At 72.9% G+C, this 19,313-nt stretch carries 18 protein-coding genes and 1 tRNA gene; 8 read left to right on the top strand and 11 right to left on the bottom strand.

Annotated features, from left to right (window positions below):
* Positions 1-8: 8 nt before the first annotated feature.
* The 3 genes from A4E84_RS35090 to A4E84_RS35080 are packed head-to-tail and all read left to right on the top strand — an operon-like array spanning position 9 to position 3,168.
* Positions 9-1,370: a lipopolysaccharide biosynthesis protein gene (locus tag A4E84_RS35090; RefSeq protein ID WP_159029648.1), complete on the top strand. Its 1,362-nt coding sequence runs from the start codon at positions 9-11 to the stop codon at positions 1,368-1,370.
* Positions 1,367-2,347 carry a glycosyltransferase family 2 protein gene (locus A4E84_RS35085; protein WP_079129232.1) on the top strand — a complete coding sequence of 327 codons (981 nt, stop codon included), beginning with the start codon at positions 1,367-1,369 and terminating at the stop codon, positions 2,345-2,347. The genes A4E84_RS35090 and A4E84_RS35085 overlap by 4 nt, the downstream gene beginning before the upstream one ends.
* Entirely contained in the window at positions 2,344-3,168 is an 825-nt protein-coding gene (locus A4E84_RS35080; RefSeq protein ID WP_062930406.1) for a polysaccharide deacetylase family protein, read from the top strand. Before A4E84_RS35085 ends, A4E84_RS35080 begins: the two co-directional genes overlap by 4 nt.
* Positions 3,169-3,175: 7 nt before the next feature.
* On the opposite strand, the gene A4E84_RS35075 is transcribed toward A4E84_RS35080, so the two are convergent.
* The 3 genes from A4E84_RS35075 to A4E84_RS35065 are packed head-to-tail and all read right to left on the bottom strand — an operon-like array spanning position 3,176 to position 7,564.
* Positions 3,176-3,991, bottom strand: a complete 816-nt coding sequence (locus A4E84_RS35075) for a glycoside hydrolase family 16 protein (RefSeq protein ID WP_062930405.1) — start codon at positions 3,989-3,991, stop codon at positions 3,176-3,178.
* Positions 3,992-3,995: 4 nt separating this feature from the next.
* Positions 3,996-5,738, bottom strand: coding sequence for an FAD-dependent oxidoreductase (locus A4E84_RS35070; RefSeq protein ID WP_237305045.1), 1,743 nt, complete (start codon positions 5,736-5,738; stop codon positions 3,996-3,998).
* Complete coding sequence (locus A4E84_RS35065) at positions 5,735-7,564, bottom strand: glycosyltransferase (RefSeq protein ID WP_159029647.1); 1,830 nt, start codon at positions 7,562-7,564, stop codon at positions 5,735-5,737. The genes A4E84_RS35070 and A4E84_RS35065 overlap by 4 nt, the downstream gene beginning before the upstream one ends.
* Before the next feature lie 182 nt (positions 7,565-7,746).
* Here A4E84_RS35065 and A4E84_RS35060 point away from each other — a divergent pair, with 182 nt between their 5' ends.
* Entirely contained in the window at positions 7,747-8,634 is an 888-nt protein-coding gene (locus A4E84_RS35060; RefSeq protein WP_237305044.1) for an alkaline phosphatase family protein, read from the top strand.
* Positions 8,635-8,643: 9 nt separating this feature from the next.
* On the opposite strand, the gene A4E84_RS35055 is transcribed toward A4E84_RS35060, so the two are convergent.
* Both A4E84_RS35055 and A4E84_RS35050 read right to left on the bottom strand, forming a co-directional pair.
* Complete coding sequence (locus A4E84_RS35055; protein ID WP_062930402.1) at positions 8,644-9,729, bottom strand: GNAT family N-acetyltransferase; 1,086 nt, start codon at positions 9,727-9,729, stop codon at positions 8,644-8,646.
* Positions 9,726-10,826 (bottom strand): phosphotransferase family protein, encoded by a 1,101-nt coding sequence (locus A4E84_RS35050; protein WP_062930401.1) that lies wholly within the window; start codon positions 10,824-10,826, stop codon positions 9,726-9,728. Before A4E84_RS35050 ends, A4E84_RS35055 begins: the two co-directional genes overlap by 4 nt.
* A gap of 162 nt (positions 10,827-10,988) precedes the next feature.
* On the opposite strand from A4E84_RS35050, the gene A4E84_RS35045 reads away from it, so the two are divergent.
* Positions 10,989-11,717 carry a TetR/AcrR family transcriptional regulator gene (locus A4E84_RS35045; protein ID WP_062930400.1) on the top strand — a complete coding sequence of 243 codons (729 nt, stop codon included), beginning with the start codon at positions 10,989-10,991 and terminating at the stop codon, positions 11,715-11,717.
* Here the strand turns inward: A4E84_RS35045 and A4E84_RS35040 are convergent.
* The 3 genes from A4E84_RS35040 to A4E84_RS35030 form a co-directional block, all read right to left on the bottom strand.
* Entirely contained in the window at positions 11,683-12,516 is an 834-nt protein-coding gene (locus A4E84_RS35040) for a DUF427 domain-containing protein (protein ID WP_062930399.1), read from the bottom strand. The genes A4E84_RS35045 and A4E84_RS35040 overlap by 35 nt on opposite strands.
* Before the next feature lie 56 nt (positions 12,517-12,572).
* The gene (locus A4E84_RS35035; protein ID WP_062930398.1) at positions 12,573-13,556 is read right to left on the bottom strand and encodes an aldo/keto reductase; all 984 of its coding nucleotides are present in this window, start codon (positions 13,554-13,556) and stop codon (positions 12,573-12,575) included.
* A gap of 159 nt (positions 13,557-13,715) precedes the next feature.
* Positions 13,716-13,789: transfer RNA gene (locus A4E84_RS35030), tRNA-Pro, on the bottom strand.
* A gap of 98 nt (positions 13,790-13,887) precedes the next feature.
* On the opposite strand from A4E84_RS35030, the gene A4E84_RS35025 reads away from it, so the two are divergent.
* On the top strand, positions 13,888-14,427 hold the full coding sequence (locus A4E84_RS35025) for a DUF309 domain-containing protein (protein ID WP_062930397.1): 540 nt from the start codon (positions 13,888-13,890) through the stop codon (positions 14,425-14,427).
* 93 nt (positions 14,428-14,520) lie between these two features.
* Positions 14,521-15,291 (top strand): precorrin-6A synthase (deacetylating), encoded by a 771-nt coding sequence (gene cobF / locus A4E84_RS35020; RefSeq protein WP_107308542.1) that lies wholly within the window; start codon positions 14,521-14,523, stop codon positions 15,289-15,291.
* A gap of 245 nt (positions 15,292-15,536) precedes the next feature.
* Here cobF and A4E84_RS35015 read toward each other — a convergent pair whose 3' ends face one another.
* Entirely contained in the window at positions 15,537-16,277 is a 741-nt protein-coding gene (locus A4E84_RS35015; protein ID WP_062930395.1) for a cobalt-precorrin-6A reductase, read from the bottom strand.
* A 108-nt stretch (positions 16,278-16,385) separates the two neighbouring features.
* On the opposite strand from A4E84_RS35015, the gene A4E84_RS35010 reads away from it, so the two are divergent.
* Positions 16,386-17,186 (top strand): HAD-IIA family hydrolase, encoded by an 801-nt coding sequence (locus A4E84_RS35010; protein WP_062930394.1) that lies wholly within the window; start codon positions 16,386-16,388, stop codon positions 17,184-17,186.
* On the opposite strand, the gene A4E84_RS35005 is transcribed toward A4E84_RS35010, so the two are convergent.
* Positions 17,172-17,945: a sulfite exporter TauE/SafE family protein gene (locus tag A4E84_RS35005; protein WP_062930393.1), complete on the bottom strand. Its 774-nt coding sequence runs from the start codon at positions 17,943-17,945 to the stop codon at positions 17,172-17,174. The genes A4E84_RS35010 and A4E84_RS35005 overlap by 15 nt on opposite strands.
* A 73-nt stretch (positions 17,946-18,018) precedes the next feature.
* Positions 18,019-19,206 (bottom strand): thiolase family protein, encoded by a 1,188-nt coding sequence (locus tag A4E84_RS35000; protein WP_062930392.1) that lies wholly within the window; start codon positions 19,204-19,206, stop codon positions 18,019-18,021.
* Positions 19,207-19,313: the final 107 nt, after the last annotated feature.

Below are 19,313 nucleotides of genomic sequence, written 5' to 3'. Positions count from 1 at the left end.
CCGTGACCGTGTCCGAGGAAACAGTCGAAAGGCCCGGGGGCACGGGCGCACCAGGCCGGGGGCGGATGCCCACGGTGGTGCGCACCGGCATAGGCCGCATCCTGCCCAGCGAGCCCCTGGTGCGCAACGGTCACCTGCTGGCGGTCAGTTCCCTGGTGAACGCCGGAGTGGGTGCGATCTTCTGGCTGTTCGCCACCCACTGGTACGACGACGAGGTCGTGGGCGTGAGCTACTCGGCGCTGTCCGCGTCGCTGCTGCTCGCCAACATCGGCCAGCTCAACCTCAACGACTTCCTGATCCGGTTCCTGCCGTGCTCGGGGCGGCAGACCCGCAAACTGCTGCTCACCTGCTACGCGGTGACCGCCACGTGGAGCGCCCTGGTCTGCCTCCTCTTCGTGCTCCTCGTGCCCACGCTGTCACCCGAACTGGCCTTCCTTCGGGACCCGTTGGTCGCGGTCTGGTTCGTGGCGGCGACCGCCGCCTACACCATCTTCGTCCTCCAGGACGGCGCGCTCACCGCTATGCGCCGCCCCGGCTGGGTGGTGGCGGAGAACATGGTCTTCGCCTTCGTCAAGATCGCCCTGCTGGCCGGCGGCGCCGTCCTGGCCCTGAAGACCGGGATCCTGCTGTCCTGGGCGGGAGGGCTGCTGATCTCGCTCCTCGTGGCCAATTACCTGCTGCTGCGGCGGGCGGTGCCGCACCACGAGCGGGAGAACCCGGAGGCAGTGCGCCCACCGCGGCTGGTGAGCTACGCCGCGGCCGACTACGCGGGCTCACTGTTCAGGATGGCCGCCTACACACTCGTGCCGCTGATGGTGCTCAACGTCCTCGGGGCCGAGCAGAGCGCCTACTTCTCGCTCGCCTGGATCATCGGCTACGTGCTGTTCCTGGTGGTGCGCAACATGGGCAGTTCCCTGGTCGTCGAGGTGGTGCGCCGGCCCGAACAGCTCACCGAGCACGGGCTGCGAGTGCTGCGCCACTCCGGGACGCTGCTGGCCGCCGGCGTGGTCGTGATCGTCGCCGGGGCCCCCTGGATCCTCCGGCTCTTCGGACCCGGCTACGCCGAGCACGGCACCACCCTGCTGCGTCTGCTGGCCCTGTCCGCGCTGCCCAATCTGGTGTTCAGCGTGGCCGTGGACGTGCTGCGGGCCCGCCGCCGTATGCGTCTGGTGGTCGGCTTGCAGGTCGCCCTCTGCGTGCTGGTGCTGGGCCTGGTGCATCTGCTGCTGCCGGTGTTCGGGGTGACGGGCGCGGGCATCGCCTGGCTGGCGGCGGAGTGCCTGATCGCCACGCCCCTGCTGATTCTGCGGTCCCGCTGGCTGACGTCCGCGTCCCGGCAGGACGTCCTGAGCACCGGGAGTACCTCATGAACACCGCACCGAGCCTCTCGGTCATCGTGTGCGCCTACACGCTGGACCGCTGGGAGGATCTCCAGGCCGCCATCGCCTCGGTCCGGTCCCAGCGCCGCCCGCCGGACGACGTCCTGCTGGTCGTCGACCACTGCCCGGAGCTCCAGCGGCTCGCCGGCCGCCTGCTGCACGGCGTCCGCGTGCTGCCCAACGAACACCGCAAGGGCCTGTCCGGCGCCCGGAACACCGGTGTCGAGGCGGCCGTGGGGGACGTGGTGGCGTTCCTGGACGACGACGCGACGGCCCACCCGGCGTGGGCGGCCCGGCTGCTGGCCGACTACCGCGACCCGCGGGTCGCCGGGGTCGGCGGGCTGGTCGTCCCCTGGTGGGAGACGGACCGGCCGGTCTGGTTCCCGCCGGAGTTCGACTGGGTAGTCGGCTGCTCGTACCGCGGCCTGCCCGAGGGCCGCGCGCCGATCCGCAACTTCATCGGGGCCAACATGTCCTTCCGCAAGGAGGAGCTCCGCGCGGCCGGCGGGTTCCGCACCGACCTGGGGCGGGTCGGCACCCGGCCTCTGGGCTGCGAGGAGACCGAGCTGTGCCTGCGGATCACATCCCGCCGTCCGGAGGCCGTGCTGCTCTACGACCCCTCGGCCGCCGTCCGCCATCGTGTCCCCGCCGCGCGCGCCACCTGGTCCTACTTCCGCTCGCGCTGCTACGCCGAGGGGCTCTCCAAAGCGCTGGTGGCCCACTACAGTGAGGGCGCCGCCGCCCTGTCCAGCGAGCGCGCGTACCTCACGTCGACCATCCCGCACGCCTACCGCGAGGCGCTGCGGCCCGGCCGGCCCGCTCCGGCGCACAGGGTTCTCGCCCTGACCCTAGGGGTCGGCGCCACCGCCGCGGGCTACGCCGTGGGCTCGGTGCGCGCCCGGCGCTCCCCGTCCCCCGCCCGCACCGCACCGGCCCGCCGCACACCCGCCAGGGAGCGCTCGGCATGACGTACCAGCCCGTCCCCGTCTTCCTGTACCACTCGGTGTCCGCCGACCCTCCCCCGTGGATCGCCCCGTTCACCGTGCGCCCGCGGGTCTTCGCCGAGCAGCTCGACCTGCTGGCGGACAACGGCCTCGACGTCGTCCCGCTGCGGCGCCTGGTCGCCTCGCTGCGGGGCGGCCCGCCGCTGCCGCCCCGGTCTGCGGTACTGACGTTCGACGACGGCTTCGCCGACTTCCACTCCACCGTGGCGCCGCTGCTCGCCGCCCGGGGCCTGCCGGCGACCCTCTACGTCACCACGGGTGCGCTGGGCGGCCTGTCCTGGCCGCCGGAGCGGGGCAGCCTCCTCCCGCCCGCCCCGATGCTGACCTGGCGTCAGGTGCGCGAGCTGGACCCGTTCGTCGAGATCGGCGGCCACACCCGGACCCACCCTCAACTGGACGCCCTTCCCCGGCAGTCCGCCCGGGAGGAGGTCCTGGGCTGCAAGGACCGTCTCGAGGACGCCCTCGGGCATCGCGTCGACTCCTTCGCCTATCCCCACGGCTACTCCAGCCGCACGGTCCGCAGGCTGGTGGACGAGGCGGGCTGGACCTCGGCGACGGCCGTCCGCTACGGCTTCAGCTCCGGCGCGGACGAACCCCTGCGCATCGCCCGGCTGATGGTGCGCGCCGACACCACCCGGGACCGCTTCCTGGACTGGGCGCAGGGCCTGGGCGCACCTGTGGCCCCGTTCCCCGAGCGGGCCCTGAGCAGGGCCTGGCGAAGCTACCGGCGGCTGCGGGCCGGCATCGACCACCCCCACCCGTCGCTGCCCCTGACCGCCCGGTGACGGCCCGTCACTCCTGCCAGACGCGCACCCAGTCCACCGTCATCCGGGCCGCATCCACCGAGGCGGGCGGCGACTGCGGCACCCCGACGGCGAGATTGACCAGCACCTCCATGGGCACGTGCGGCACCTGTTCGGGCTCGGTGACCCGGAAGCGCTCGACCCCGTCGACGTACCAGCTCACCTTGTCCTCGGTCCAGAGCATGCCGTATACGTGATGCTCCTCGGCGAACGGGACGGGTCCGTAGGTGCCACGGGCCCGTTGGTCGCCCTCGGGGCTGCGCCAGTGCGCGTACATGAAGACCCGGTCGGTGCCGCCGAGGAACTCCATGATGTCGAGCTCGGGGGGCGTGAACCTGGACGCCGGCATCATCCAGAACGCCGGGAACATGCCGGCCTGTTCGGGAACGCGGATGGACGCCTCGAAGTATCCGTAGGTGAAGACGTGCCGGGGGTCTGCGTACCAGTCGTCCCGGCCGGTGGAGATCATGCCGGAGCGCCAGGGGTACGTCCGGTCGTCGCTGCCCTGTGTCTCTTGCCGCTCGGCGTTCAGGCTGAGCAGGCCGTCGCGGACGGACACCTGACCGGGCAGGTACCACTGCTCCTCGTCGTTGCCGCTGTTGGTGCAGCCGTCCTGGTTCCAGTCGTAGCAGGTCGCCCAGCGGTCGGTGTCGAGTTCCGAGCCGTCGAACTCGTCGTGGAACGTCAGTGTCCAGCCCTGCGGAACGGGCGTCGGCCTGGGTGTGTCCGGCTCGGTGGCGCCGCAGCCGAACGCCAGCACCAGGGCCAGTGCGGCCAGAGCGGGACGCAGCCGTCGCGCGCGCACAGGGCTACCGCCCCTTCGCGGCTGTCACGGCGGCGGTGACGCGGCGGGCGGCGAACCCGGTGCCGGTGACGAACCGCAGCAGCGGCCCGAAACTCGGTGCCGCCGCGAGCCCGGTGAAGTACAGGCCCGGCGTCGAGGACTCGAACCCGTTGGTCAGCACCGGTGCTCCGGCGAAGACCCGCAGAGACCGCCGCAGGCCCGGATCGAGGACGTCCAGGCGGCGGATGTCGACCCGGTAGCCCGTGGCGGCCAGGACGTGGTCGACCACGAGGTCCTCCGGCCAGCCGTGCTCGTCGAGCAGCCGCAGCCGGACCACCCCGTACCCCGGCTCGGCGGTGATCAGCGTACGGCCGCACAGCACCGGGAACCGCCCCGCCGCCCGCTCCTTCAGCCACCAGGCGCCGGACGGCCTCGGCACGGCACGCAGCAGCTCCATACGCAGCGGCGCGGGGAGGCGGCGGTAGGCCGTCCCGCCCCGGCTGACGGCGCCGAGCAGCGGTCGCCCGCGCCCCAGTGGTGAGCCCGGCCCTTGCAGCCGGGAGCGGTCGGCCGTGCCACTCGGCGGCGGGGGGTCGAAGAGCACCGCCGAGGTGCGGGCCACGACGGTGGGCCGGGCCCGTGCCTCGTGCAGCAGGGTCGCGCACTCGAGGGCGGACTGCCCGGCGCCGAGGACGGCCACCCGCTCCCCCGTGAAGCGGCGCAGATCCCGGTGCCGGCTCGTGTGCGAGGCGAGTCCTTGGGCGGCGCACGTCCGCAGCACCCGGGGGACGTAGGCGTAGGGCACCGCACCGGTGGCGAGCACCACGGAGGCGGCGAACGGTTCCTCACCGGAGTCGAGGAGCAGCCGGAAGCCGCCCGCCGTGGCGCGAATCCGGCGCACCGGGCCCTGCTCGAGTTCGGGCACCAGGTGTTCCTGGAACCAGCGTCCGTAGTCGACGTATTCGGCGAGCGGAACCGGGCGGTCGTCGCCGGCCTCGGCCAGGCCGCGAGCCGTACGGAAGTCTGCGAGGGCGTAGCCGTGCCGCGGCGCCGCGATCGCAGAGGCGGCCGGGACGGTCTGCAGGAGCATGCCGTCGGGCATGTGGGCCCGCCAGGACTCCATGGTCCGCCCGAAGACGCGCAGCCGTACGCGGGCCGCCTGCAGGTGGCAGGCGGTGGCCAGGCCGTAGGGCCCGGCTCCGACGACGGCGACGGCGATGCGGTCGCTCGGCGGCGGACCGGGGCCGCGTGGCCGCGCGGGCGGGGTGGTGGGCGCCGTCCGTGCCGTGGTGCCCGGCTCCTGCGGGGTGTCGTCCGTCGTCGGGTCGGGTCCGGCATCGGGGGGCGGCGGTGCGTCGTCCGGGGCGGTGGGCCGCGCACCCTCCCGGCGGCTGCCCGGTGCCGGGAGCAGGGCCAGGAGCGAGGTGACGGCCGCGAGGGTGATGACCACGCGTGTGGTGGTGAAGGTCTCGGTGAGGTAGAAGGGCTCCACGGCGAGGACGGCCAGGCACAGACTGAACAGCACGGCGAGGAGCGCGGTCTCCACGGCGAACGGCCAGCCCTTGCCGTGCCAGGGCGTGGGCCTGGCCCACCGCGTGGCCGCGGCCCCCGGGCACAGCAGCAGGAACACGCAGACCGCCAGCATGCGCAGGACGCCCGCGTCGGGCAGGGCCAGAGTCGCGGCGAGCGCGAGCCAGCCGGACAGTGCGAGGCCGATGCGCAACGGCCATGTCCAGCGGGGCGGGAAGCTCATGGAAAGCGTGCTCATGACGCCTCCTCCGCGTCGGGGTTCTGGTAGCGGAACACCACGGCGTCCTGGTTGCGGAACACGCGTACGAAGCCCCAGGTCTCCGACATCGCCTTGTCCATGCGCTGCATGGTGTCGGCGGGCAGGGTCCCGTTGAGGTAGCACTCGGCGGCCTGGGCGCGGCTCAGCACGATGTAGGCCGGTTCGCGCACGGTGGCACCGTCGATGAACGGCTCCAGCCCCTCGACCGGGTTGTCCACCAGCCGCTGGCGTACCTCGAGGTCCTGTTCGTTGAGCTGGATCCGTGGATGCCTGTCGTAGTTCATCTCCAGGCCGGGAACGTCCGACGTGAGGGAGACGATGAGGGAGCCGGGAGGCGTGGTGGCCGTGACGAAGTACGTGGCCGCGACCTCCTCCTTGGTGAAGTAGTTCGCCGACTCCTTGCCGTAGTAGCCGAAGAGCAGTCCGCCGAGCATCGCCAGCAGCAGCGGGGCGACCAGGATCACGCGCAGCCGGGGGTGTCTTCGGGACTCGAACAGCAGGGCCGCGATGAGCAGGGCGGCGGCGGGCAGCGCGAACAGATAGGCGCGGAAGATCATCTCGCCGCCGTAGGAGTTCGCGATCAGGACCGGCATCGGGGCCAGGACGAGCAGCGGCATGCCGGTGCGGCGGGTCCAGCGGCGCCTGACGAACGCGAGGGCCGCCAGCAGGAACACCATGGCGGACAGGCCCCGGTCGATCCAGGAGACCTGCACCTGGCCGGGGGCGGCGGTGCCCAGGGCGGCCAGCCCGGAGACCACGTTGGAGTCCGGCTTCAGCAGCGCGCCGACGAACTCGCTCAGATTGGCCGAGACGAACGGCCGCGCGACCGTGGCGTCCCAGACCACGGTCAGCAGCACCCCGGCACCCAGCACCGGCAGCAGCACCCGCCGGTTGCGGCGCGGCAGGGACAGGGCGACCAGGGCGCTGATCATCATCAGCGGGGTCAGCGGGTGCGAGCAGACGATCACACCCATGATCAGCACGACGAGCAGGAATCTGCCGACGGGCCAGGCCCTGGCCACGTCGCCCGGTGGCCGCTCGGCGAAGGCCCGCAACTGTCCCATCACGAGGGCGATCAGGGTGACGAAGAGCAGGAACGCGAATGCCTGGGGCGCGAAGTAGTCCTGCCCGACCCACGAGCAGGAGTAGAAGATCCAGACGGCCCCCCAGATCAGCCTCCGGTTCGTGGTCACCGCCCGGTAGATCAGCAGCAGCGGGGCGAGCAGCAGGACGTTGTTGACGGGCGGGGCCCACACGGCGTATCCGAGCGCCGACTCCAGACCGGTGGCCTGCAGCACCAGCGCGTTGAGGTGGAAGAAGCCGGGCCACTGGTCGTAGACGTCGAGTTTCTCCGCGCCCGGCACGCTTCCGCCGTTGCGGATCATGGCGTCCACGACGGCGACGTGTTTCCACGCCCAGCCGTAGCGCAGGGTGGGGTACAGCAGCGCCGGGGTGGCGTGCAGGATCGCGATCAGACCGAGGACGTAGACGGCGAACCAGCCGCCCCGGGTCCGTCGGTCGGACAGGGCCACGCAGAATCCGACCGCGAGCAGCCCCAGGGCGACCCAGAACAGCACCGGAAGCACCTGGAGCAGCCCCAGGTCCGTCATGGCGTTCAGGTTCACGTGGCGCAGGGAGAGCAGCCACAGGACGAGCGCGACGGGGAGGGCGGCCCGCGCCATCCACTGGAGTGCCGTCGCGCGCCGCCCGCCCGGCGGCACAGCCGGTGCCCCTTCGGGTCGCCGCGTCTCCAGGGGAGCGCGCGGCGCCCACTGACCGATCGTCAGAGGCGAACGCTTGCCCATGGATATGCCTCCCGCACAGCGGGTGCGACGAGCGGGCCGGGGGAGGCCAACCGTGGCGCTTCCTCCATCGGCACACATCAGCGATCCATGCCGACCCATATGCGGCATAAGTGCTAAAAATTACGTTACTGCCGTTTGCTGCGACCGGCAGCGCAAGAAGAACCGACCGTCAGGGGAGAGCAGTGACACCACGAGTGAGGACGCCGTCCCGGCCGGTGCGCCGCAGGCGGAGGTCTCTTGTCGCCGCGTGCGGCGCCCTGGCAGCGCTCCTCCCGCTCGGGGGCTGCGGCTCGTCGGACAAGAGCAGCGGCGTCCCCCGGCCGGACCACATCGTGGTGGTCGTCGAAGAGAACCGGGGCTACGAGGACATCATCGGCTCGCCCGAGGCCCCGTTCCTCAACGAGCTGGCCCGCAGGGGCGCCAATCTCACCGATTTCTTCGCCATCACCTATCCGAGCCAGCCCAACTATCTGGCCCTGTTCTCCGGTTCCACACAGGGCGTCGACAACGACTGCCCGAACGACTTCTCCTCCCGCAACCTCGCCTCCCAGCTGCTGCAGGCCGACCTGAGATTCACCGGCTACGCGGAGAGCCTGCCGAGCGTCGGCTTCAAGGGCTGCACCAGCGGCCCCTACGTGCGCCGGCACGCGCCGTGGGTGAACTTCACCAACCTGCCGAACTCCGTCAACCGCCCGTGGACGGACTTCCCCGAGGACTTCTCGGATCTGCCGGAGGTCTCCTTCGTCATCCCGAACCTCGACAACGACATGCACGACGGCACCATCAAGCAGGGCGACGCCTGGCTGCGGGAGAACCTCGGGGACTACGCGGACTGGGCGATGGCCAACAACAGCCTGCTGGTGGTCACCTGGGACGAGGACGAGGGCGGCGAGGACGAGGACAATCACATCCCGACCGTCGTCGTGGGCGAGCAGGTGCAGCCGGGCGACCACGACCAGCCCAACAACCTGTACGGCCTGTTGCGCACCATCCTGGACGCCTACGGCCTCGCCCCGCTCGGCCACAGTGCCGACGCCGAGCCCCTGGACATCTTCAAGGACGGCGGCTGACCGGCGCCGTCAGGCGTCCCGGAACCGGATCGCGCGTTTGACGACCGTGCGCAGTCCGCGCTCGGCCGAGGAGACGGGCAGCCGTTCCCGCCAGTACCGGGGAGACGAGCGGCCGACCGCCCCGAAACCGGCCTTGAAGTGCTCCAGCGAGGATCCCGGGGCGGACTCCCCCAGGTCGAAGATCTGACAGCCCTGCTCGCAGGCCTCTTCGATGGCCAGCCGGTACAGCAGCGGGGTCGCCCGGACCGGATGGGCCACGTCCCGGTTCATCGCGGCCCGCCAGAACTTGGCGTGCGGGCCGTGCCGCAGGACGACGATGGACGCGGCGGGCTCCCCGGCGTGCCGGGCCACCCAGACCGCGCAGGACCCGCCGAACCGTGCGGCAACCGCGGCCAGCCGCCCGGTGGGGAACTCCCGCCTCCTGCGCCACCGGGCCAGCGCCAGCGGCTCGTGCTGCTGAGCGGCCCAGCGCTCGATGGACCGGTCGTAGAGCTCCTGGAAGACGGGCACGAGCCGGCCGGTGCGGTCCACCTCCACGTCCAGACATGCCTTCTCGGCCCGTTTGACGTCCCGCCGGACCCGCGTGTGGAAGCGCTGTTGCCACAGGGCGCCGAAGCCGCCGTCGAGGTCCACCGCCTGGGTCATGTGGGGTTCCAGCCGGAACGTGCCGGGGGCGGCCCGCTGCCACAGCCCGGCGCCCTGCGGCCGGAAGCGCACCCCGACGCGCAGGGCGGGCCGGTGCGCCAGGTCGTCGAAGAGCGCCCGTGCCTGCTCAGGGGTCACCTCCCCGGAGGCCAGCGGCCCGCCGACGCCCCAGCCGGCCGGCCAGGACTCCTCCGCGTCCAGGTACCGGGGACGCCGCCCCCGGCCGGCCAGGGGCAGCACGATCCGGCTGCCGTCGGGAAAGGTGTACAGCCGGCTGGCGTCCCGGTACGGCCCTGTCTCGCACAGACAGTCGAGCCAGGTGGGAATCTGGGTGACGGCGGTGTCCGGGTCCCGCGCTGCCAGGTCCCACCAGGTAGCGCGCGGGGCCGGGGTGGTGATGCGCGCGGGACCGGCCGCGGTGTGGATCAGACGTTCAGCGGGTGGGTTCACGGTGCTCTCCTGCCAGAACGTGCGCTCTGCGCCCCTTCTCGGGCGGGCACCTCGCCCTCGTGCGCCAGGACCTCCCCGAGCACGGACACGACGTTGTCCGCGACCCACCGGTGACTGCGCGCGTACCGAGCCGACTTCTCCAGGTTCCCCGCGACGTGCCACAGCCAGGTCAGCAGTGTCACGACCGTCTCCGCCCGCGGGCCGGAAGGCAGCGCCCGCACGCCGGCGAGCAGCCGCCGGTCCTCGGGCACGAGACCGGCCCGCCGCACCACATCGGCCACGACCCCGCCGAACTCCCGCCCCGTGAGCTGGTGCCGCATGGTCAGCACGAAGGTGTGGCAGTCGAGCAGCGAGGGGCCGTCCGGGACCGCGCCCGCCCAGTCGATCACCCCGGACAGGGTCCCCGGGCGCTCCGCCAGCAACACGTTGCCCGGGTGGAAGTCGCCGTGCGTCCACCCCACCAGCAGGCGGCGTCCGGCCAGCTCGCTCTCCACCATTTCGCGCACGGCCACCAGTGCTTCCGCGCCCTCGCCCCGCCGGCACCAGCCGACCTCCTCGGCGAGGACGGCCAGCCGGGGCGTCACCCAGTCGGCCAGCCGGGCCGTCACCTCTTCGGTCCGTCCCGTGGCGCGATGCAGCTCACGAATCGCCGCCAGGGCCGACTCGGTGACCCTGCGGGCCAGCTCCGGCGAGCGCCGCAGCAGCACGTCGGCCTCCACACCGGGCAGGCAGGTCTCCACCACCAGCGGCAGCGGACCGTCCAGGCGCCGTTGTTTCACCACGGGAAGCAGCCGCCGCCACGCGCCGAGGCGTTCGTCCCGGTGCAGCCGCCGTACGGCCTCGCACTCGTGCGCCAGCGAGGCGGCCGCCCGGGCGCTGCGGGGATGTTTGACCACGGCGGCCTGTGAACCGCCGTCGTCAAGCCGGAAGACGAGGAGGTCGGAGAAGGTCCGCCGGGGCCGGTGCGGGGCGCCCTGCGCGCCGAGCGAGTCCGTGAGTCTGCGGGCGGCCAGCGCGTCGGCGGGCCACGTCAGCGACGTTACGGGACGCAAGGGGAGGAGCCCCCGGAGCCCCCTCAGCTCCTCGGTGAACGTCACCCGGCGCTCCCTCCAGCCAGATGCCCATGAATGGGCTCGTATCACCTCTTTTCATCTTCAGCGCAGCTCGGCTGAGGTGCGACTCGGCGCCGATCGTGTATGTGTACGTCGTAGAAGGACCGGCTCCGCCGGCTCCGTCCTTGCGCACACCGAGGAGGCAGCATGGCGAACGGCCGTGGGCCGAGCGAAGCCCGTCGCGCCAGCGACCGCGGCCGCTACGGCCGGCTGAACCGGGAGCGGGTGCTGGCCAGCGCCCTGTCCCTGGTGGACCGTGAAGGGCTCTCGGCACTCAGCATGCGCCGCCTCGGCACCGAGCTCGGCGTGGAGGCCATGGCGCTCTACCGGTACGCGTCGAGCAAGGACGCCCTGCTCGACGGGCTGGTCGAGGCGCTGTACCTGGAGCTGGAGGAGCGGCTGGCCGCCGACACCGGCGAGGATCCCGACTGGCGGGCCGGGCTGCACCGGATCGCCCGCGCGACCTACGCCGTGTGTCTCACGCACCCCCAGGCGGTGCCGCTGCTCGCGACGCGTCTGCTGGCGGTCCCGCTGGCCCGCAGACCCGCCGCGGTCCTGCGCGATCACGAGAGGGTGCTGTCCCTGCTGCGGGGCGCCGGTTTCGACGACGCGGCCGCAGCCGACGTGTTCCGCGCCTTCACGGCCTGGCTGCTGGGCTACGTGTCCGTGGAGCTGCGCCCGACGGTGGACAACGCGGACGAGACCGACCCGGCCTTCCGCCTCGGACTGCACCGGCTGTCCGCGAAGGAGCTGCCGACGCTGCGGGAGACGGCGGCGGCGCTCGCCGAGCGGGGCGGCCCGGAGGGTCTCGCGGCCGGTCTGGACGCCCTGCTCGACGGCTTCACGAGCGGCTCCGCCTCCGCAGCATCCGGCTGAACGGCGTGTCCGGGCGTTCCAGGCGCTCGCCGTCCAGCGTGATGTCGACGACCTCGTTGAAGAACGCCACGCGACCCTGGATCGCCGCCACCGCCGGCAGCGGCTCGGGATACGTCCACACGAGGTTGGGCGGCACATCATCCCCGCCGCGCCAGGACCAGTACGACGCGGTGCCTTTGTAGGGGCATCCGGTGTGGTGGTCGGTGGCGTCGAACAGGTCGAGGCGGACGTCCTCGCGGGGGAGGTAGTACCGGGTGGGCAGCGAGGTCTCGAAGAGCAGGACGGGGGCGTGGCTGTCCGCGACGACCTGCCCGTCGATCTCGACCCGCACGTGCCGGCTGCTGGGCAGCGCGTCGACGCGTTTGTGCGGGTCCCGGGGGTGAACGAAGATCTCCTCGTCCTCCTCGTACCAGTGGTCGAGGCCCGTGTCGGTGCGCAGGAACCACTCGAAGGCGATGTGGTCGGCCAGGTCGTCGGCGGGGAACGTCCAGGCCGCGTTCCGGCGCACCTCGCCGTCGGCATCGAGGTCGTAGAAGATCCGGGAGCCGGTGTGGGCGCCCGTGGGCGGGCTCGCGGCCGGGCGGAGGAGGTCGGTGCGCACGTCCTCGCGGGGGAAGACGTACTGCGGAACGGGCAGGTGGGGCTCCCAGACGAGCACCGGGTGCCGGCTGTCGACGACGGTGACGTCGCCCTTGCGGCCGCGCACCCAGCGCTCGCCGGGCTCCCACATGAGGCCTTCCGGGGTGGTCCTGATCGAGCCGGCGGCCGGGTGGGCCGGGGGGGCCGGGTGGGTGGTCATGGCCGGTGCTCCTTCCGGAGGTCCGGTGTGCCGTTCCCCTCCACGGTCCCACGGTGTCAGTGCGCCGCGTCCAGCCGGGCGCGCTGCTCCGGGGTCAGCTCCAGGTCCACCGCCGCCAGGTTCTCCTCCAGCTGTGCGACCGAGGAGACCCCCGCCAGCGGCAGGACGGGCAGTTCGCCGCCGATCTGCCAGGCCAGCACGACCTGGTTGACACTCGCGCCCGTCTCCCGTGCCACGTCGCGCAGTACCGCCAGCCGGGCCGGGGTGCCGGGGTGGTCGAAGTCGGCGGGCAGCCGCTCCGGGCGGGTGTAGGCGCCCTTCAGCAGCGGGGAGTACGCGACCAGGGTCAGGCCGGGCTCGGCCCTCAGGTAGCCGAGCAGGTCGGGGCCGGCGTGGCCGAGGCTGCCGTCCGGGAACAGGGCGTCGGGGACGTCGGTGCGGGGGCGCAGGTGGGTGTGCGCGTACTGGAGGACCTCGTAGCCGGGCAGTCCGGCCGCGGCGGCGAGGGCCCGGGCCCGCTCCACGCGCCAGACGGCGTGGTTGCTCACGCCGAGCAGTCCGGCGGTGCCCTCGGCGACCAGGGCGGCGAAGGCCTCGACGGTCTCCTGGAGCGGGACGGTGTGGTCCTCTATGTGCGCGTACAGCAGGTCCAGTTTCTCCAGGCCGAGCCGTTCCCGGCTGCGCTCGGCGGATTCGCGCACGACCTTGGCGGACAGGCCCTCGGGGTTGTCGGTGTAGCTGGTGCCGGGGGCCAGGGGGCGGGCACCGAGCTTGGTCGCGACGACGATCTCGTCGCCGATGCCGCGGCTGCGCCGCCAGCGGCCGAGGAGCGCCTCGCTCTGGCCGCCCTGGCCGCCGTCGGCCCAGAACGCGTAGTTGTCGGACGTGTCGATGAAGTTCCCGCCGGCTTCGACGTAGCGGTCGAGCACGGCGAAGGACGTCGCCTCGTCCGTCACCGAGCCGAACAGCATCGCGCCGAGCGCGAGGACACTCACCTCGCGGCGGGTCGTGGGGTTCGTGCCGATCGTGCGGTACTTCATGGGTGTCTCCCTCCGGCGGGCCCCGGGTCCGGGGCACGCAGGGGAGTCTTCAGCTTGGAGTGCTCTTGAGGTCAAGGGCGTACGCACGACTCGCCCGCGCAACGTGTACGCACAACGAAAGGGTCCCGCAGGCATCGGCCTGCGGGACCCTTCGCACCGTCGGGACGACAGGATTTGAACCTGCGACCCCTTGACCCCCAGTCAAGTGCGCTACCAAGCTGCGCCACGTCCCGGTGCGCGCCACCCGCGGTGAACCGCGTGATCGCGCGAACAGCACTTTACCCCACACCCCTGGCCGCGCCGAAAGCGGGCCGGGCGGGACAATCGGCGTATGGGCAGCACAGGAGAGACCGACCCGGGCCGGCCGGGCGACGCACGGGACCGTGACGACGAGGGGCGGGCGCGCAACGCCCGGCCCCGGGACGGGCTCGGTCGGCCCCTTCCCTACGGCGCGGACGGTGTGCCCCGGCAGCCCGAGGGCATCGTCCGTACCCCGGAGGAGACCGTGGCGGAGGCGCAGCGGCTGCTGGACGAGGGCAAGCCGTTCCACGCGCACGAGGTGTTCGAGGACGCGTGGAAGTCGGGGCCCGACCAGGAGCGCGAGCTGTGGCGCGGGCTCGCCCAGCTCGCCGTGGGGCTCACGCACGCCGCCCGGGGGAACCTGACCGGCGGGGCCCGGCTCCTGCGGCGCGGGGCGGGAGCGGCCGAGTCCTGGGTGTCCGGGGCCGGGCAGGACCTGCCGCACGGGATCGACGTCGTGGGCGTGGCCGCGTGGGCGCGGGAGCTGGCCGGGGACGTGGAACGAACCGGCCGACCGGTCGACGCCGGGGCGCGGGCGCCTCGGCTGCGGGGTCCGGCAGCCGGGCGCTGAGCTGCGGCGACGGACGGTCGTCTCGCCGACTCCAGGGGGCGAGAGGCCGACCTCGGTGTACCCGTCCCGATCTCCGTGCGGCAGACTCGGGCCGTGCGAAAGATTCATGTCATCGGTATCGGCGCGGGCGACCCCGACCAGCTCACCCTCCAGGCGGTCAGGGCGCTGCGGAGCACGGACGTGTTCTTCATCCTGGAGAAGGGCGAGGTGAAGGCGGATCTCACCGGGCTGCGCCGGGACATGCTCGACGCGCACGTACCCGAGGGGACGTACCGCGTCGTCGAGGCGCGCGATCCCGAGCGGGACCGCAGTGCCGGTGGCGCGGCCTACTCCCCCGCCGTCGGGGACTGGCGCAGCGCCCGGGCCGACATCTACGAGCGGCTGATCACCGAGGAGCTCGGCGAGGAGCAGACCGGCGCGTTCCTGGTGTGGGGCGACCCGTCTCTGTACGACAGCACGCTGGGCATCCTGCAGGAGGTGCTGGAGCGGGGCGCCGTGGCGTTCGACTACGACGTCGTGCCCGGCATCAGCAGCGTCTCGGCACTCGTCGCCCGGCACCGCACGGGCCTCAACCGGGTGGCCCGGCCGGTGCAGATCACCACCGGCCGGCGGCTGGCGGAGGGCTTCCCGGAGGGCGTGGACGACGTGGTGGTGATGCTCGACGCCCACCAGACCTTCCGGCGGTACGCGCAGGAGGACGTCGACATCTACTGGGGCGCCTACATCGGCACTCCGGACGAGATCCTGGCCTGTGGCCCCATCGCCGAGGCAGCCCCTCGCATCGAGCGGCTGCGGGCCGAGGCCCGGGAGCGCAAGGGCTGGATCATGGACACGTATCTGCTGCGCCGGCACCCCCGCGGCTGAGGGGTCTGGCGGGGGACGGCTCCCTGCTGTCCCACACCGAGCGGGCGGGAGGGAGGCCGCGGTCCTCACCCGGGTCTGGGCCGACTGCCTGGAGGACCGGCAGGGGCGGGACATCGGCCGGGCCCCGGACAGCGACCTGCGCGTGGCGGTCGGCGCGATCGCGAACGGCTGCCGGTGGAGGACCTGAGCCACGGGCTGCCGGGCCGTCAGGAGAAGTCCCTCCCGGCCGGCTCGGTGTGAGCGTCCTACCCGAGTCCCAGCCGCTCCAGCACGCCCTCCACATCGGGGACGGCCGTCACACCGTCCGGCAGCGACGGCCGCCGTACGACCACGACCGGCAGCCCGAGGTCCCTGGCCGCGGTCAGTTTGGCCGCCGTCGCCGCTCCCCCGCTGTCCTTGGTCACGAGGACGTCGACGCGGTGCTCGCGCAGCAGGGCCGTCTCGCCGGGGACGGTGAACGGGCCGCGGGCGAGCAGTACATGGGTGTCGGGCGGCATCGGCGGCTCGGGGGGCTCCACCGACCGTACGACGAAGTGGAGCCGCGTCAGGTGGGCGAAGGAGGCCAGGCCGAGCCGCCCGGTGGTGAGGAGCACCCGGCCGCCGAGTCGCGGAAGCAGGCCGGCTGCCGCGTCCAGTGAGGGGACCGGGTGCCACTGGTCCCCGGGGCCGGGCCGCCACCCGGGGCGGCGGAGCACCACCGCGGGTACGCCGGTCTCGGCCGCGGCGCGGGCCGCGTTGGCCGTGATCGACTCGGCGAAGGGGTGCGTGGCGTCGACGAGCGCGTCCACGCCCTGCTCCCGTAGCCACCCGGCCAGTCCCCGGGCCCCGCCGAAGCCCCCGACGCGCACGTCCCCGTCGAGCACCCCCGGCCTCGCCGTACGCCCCGCGAGGGACGTCGTGACACGGACACCGGGGCGCTCGGCCAGCGCGGCGGCCAGGGCACGTGCCTCGGCCGTGCCGCCGAGGACCAGGACGTGAGGAGACACGACGTCGAGCGTACGAGGTGCCTCACGGCGGGCATGACGACGGGGGCCGACCGCCGGGGTGCCCGCGTCCGACCGGCGAGCGCGGCTCCCCCTGGCTATCGTCCTGGCATGGAGTCCGTGCGTGCCGTGCTCATCGACATCGACGGGGTGCTCACCGTCTCGTGGCGGCCGTTGCCCGGGGCCGTCGAGGCGTTGCGGGAGGTCAGGGAGGCCGGGTTCGCCGTCCTGCTGGTCACCAACACCACCTCCCGCACCCGGGCGTCGATCGCCGGGGCGCTGGCGGAGGCGGGGTTCCCGGTGTCCGCCGGGGACATCCTGACCGCGCCGGCCGCCACCGCCGCGTACCTCGCCGAGCACTGTCCCGGTGCCCGGTGCGCGCTGCTGAACAGCGGCGACATCGCGGAGGACCTCGACGGTGTCACGGTCGTCGAAGTGGGTGACACCGGGACCGTGCCGGAGGTCGTCCTGGTCGGCGGGGCCGGTCCCGAGTTCGGGTACGCGGAGCTCGACCGGGCCTTCGGGCATCTGCAGCGCGGGGCCCGGCTGGTGGCCATGCACCGCAACCTGTACTGGCGTACGTCCGAGGGGCTGCGGCTGGACTCCGGGGCGTTCCTGGCCGGGCTGGAGCGGGCCGCGCGGGTGGAGGCCGAGATCACCGGCAAGCCGTCGCGGGCGTTCTTCGCGTCGGCACTCGCCCTGCTCGGCGTCGGCGCACACGAGGCGGTGATGGTGGGGGACGACGTCGAGTCCGACGTGCTGGCGGCGCAGCGGGCCGGGGTGACCGGGGTGCTCGTGCGGACCGGGAAGTTCCAGCCGGAGACGCTGCGGGACGCCGACGGCACGCCCGACCACGTGATCGACTCCTTCGCGGACCTTCCGGCGCTGCTGCGGGGATCAGGGCAGCAGTAGCTGCAGGCCGCCCACGACGGTCGCCGCGATGACGAGCTGCTCGAACAGCCGCTGGTTGATCCGGTGCACGGCCCACTTGCCGAACAGCGCGCCGGGCACCACGAACGCCACGAGCGCCAGGTCCAGGAGCAGCGAACGGCCGTCGATCAACCCGAGGCCCGCGCTGAAGGGCAGCTTGGAGACGTTGACGATGAGGAAGAAGAAGGCCGAGGTGCCGAGGAAGCCGAGCTTGCGGAAGCCCGCGGAGAGCAGGTACATCGACATCACGGGGCCGCCCGCGTTGGCGACCATGGTGGTGAAGCCGCCGAGGACGCCGTAGGAGCGGGCCTTGAGGCGGCCCGGCCGGGTGGTGACCGACTCTGGTTCCTCCTCCTTGTCGGCCGTGCGCCGGCGCCACACCGTCACGGCCGCCATCAGCAGCAGGATCGCGCCGATCGAGGTCCGTACGACCGCGTCGTCCGCCCAGAGCAGGAACACCGTGCCGACGACGACACCCGCGGCGACCGCCGGGAACAGCCGCCACAGTGTGGGCCAGTGGGCGTGCCGCCGGTAGGTGGCGACGGCCAGGAGGTCTCCGGCGATCAGGATGGGCAGCAGCACGCCGGTGGAGGCGCGGGCGGGCAGCACCGCCGCGAAGATGGCGAGGCTGACCGTGTTGGCCCCGCTCACGGCGGTCTTCGAGAAGCCGACGAGCAGGGCCGCGAAGGCGAGGGCGGCGAACTCCCAGCCGGTGATGTGCCAGAGGGTCATGGTGTTCATGCGAACACTGATGCTATGTGCAACGAACAGATGCCCGTAAGCGCCGTCTCGCCTGGTGGGCCGTGCCGGGGCGTCAGGGCCGCTCGACCAGGACCGCGCTCCCCTGCCCGACCCCGACGCACATCGTGGCGAGCCCGCGCCCCGCCCCCGTACGCCGCATCCGGTGGAGCAGCGTCGTCAGGATGCGGGCGCCGGAGCAGCCGAGGGGGTGGCCCAGCGCGATGGCGCCGCCGCTGGGGTTGACCAGGTCGGGGTCGATGCCGAGCTGGTCCACGCAGGCCAGGGCCTGGGCGGCGAAGGCCTCGTTGAACTCGGCCTCCTCCAGGTCGCCGACGCTCCACCCGGCGCGGGTCAGCACCTTGCGGGTGGCGGGGACGGGGCCGATGCCCATGACGTCGGGGTGGACACCGGCGGAGCCGCCCGCGACATAGCGGCCCAGGGACTCCAGACCCAGTTCGTTCAGGGCCTCCTCGCTGACGAGGAGGAGGCCCGCTGCGCCGTCGTTCATCGGTGAGGCGTTGCCCGCGGTGACCGTGCCGCCGTCCCGGAAGACCGGCTTCAGCCGGGCCAGCTTCTCGACCGAGGTGTCCTCGCGGACGCACTCGTCGGTGTCGACGACCACGCCGTCGGGGCGCTCCACGGGGAGGAGTTCGTCGTCGAAGTGGCCGTAGTCGCGGGCCAGGGCGGCGCGCTGGTGACTGCGCAGGGCGAAGTCGTCCTGGCGTTCGCGCGGGATTCCGTACCGCGCGGCGACCTCCTCGGCGGTCTCGCCCATGGCCAGCAGGCCGTGCAGATCGCGCATCGCCGAGTTGACCAGTCGCCAGCCGAGGCGGGTGTCGGCGGTCTCCATGCGGTGCGGCAGGGCGTCGTCAGGGCGGGGCAGGACGAAGGGGGCGCGGCTCATCGACTCCGAGCCGCCCGCGATCACGATGTCCGCCTCACCGGCGGCGATGGTGCGGGCGGCCGTGGTCACGGCCTCCAGGCCCGAGGCGCAGAGGCGGTTGACGGTGGCGCCGGGCACGGAGTCGGGGAGGCCGGCGAGCAGCGCGGCCATGCGGGCGACGTTGCGGTTGTCCTCGCCGGCCTGGTTGGCGGCGCCCCAGTAGATGTCATCGATCCGGGCGGGGTCCAGGGCGGGCACGCCGGTGACCAGGGCGCGGACGACGGTCGCCGCGAGATCGTCGGGACGTACCGAGGAGAGGGATCCCCGCAGCTTGCCGATGGGGGTGCGGCGGGCGGCCGCGAAGTGGACGGGACGCACGAGAGGCTCCTCACGCCGCGCGCGAACGCGCATTAATTAGCACTGCTAGTTTCGGACTATAGCCCCTCGGCCCGCCGTCTGTGAAGATTCTGCGCCTTACAGACGTC

Origin of the sequence: Streptomyces qaidamensis (genome assembly GCF_001611795.1) — a bacterium.
Lineage (GTDB): Bacteria > Actinomycetota > Actinomycetes > Streptomycetales > Streptomycetaceae > Streptomyces > Streptomyces qaidamensis.
The sequence above is the reverse complement of the archived record's forward strand: the minus strand, read 5'-3'. Positions and strand labels throughout refer to the sequence as shown.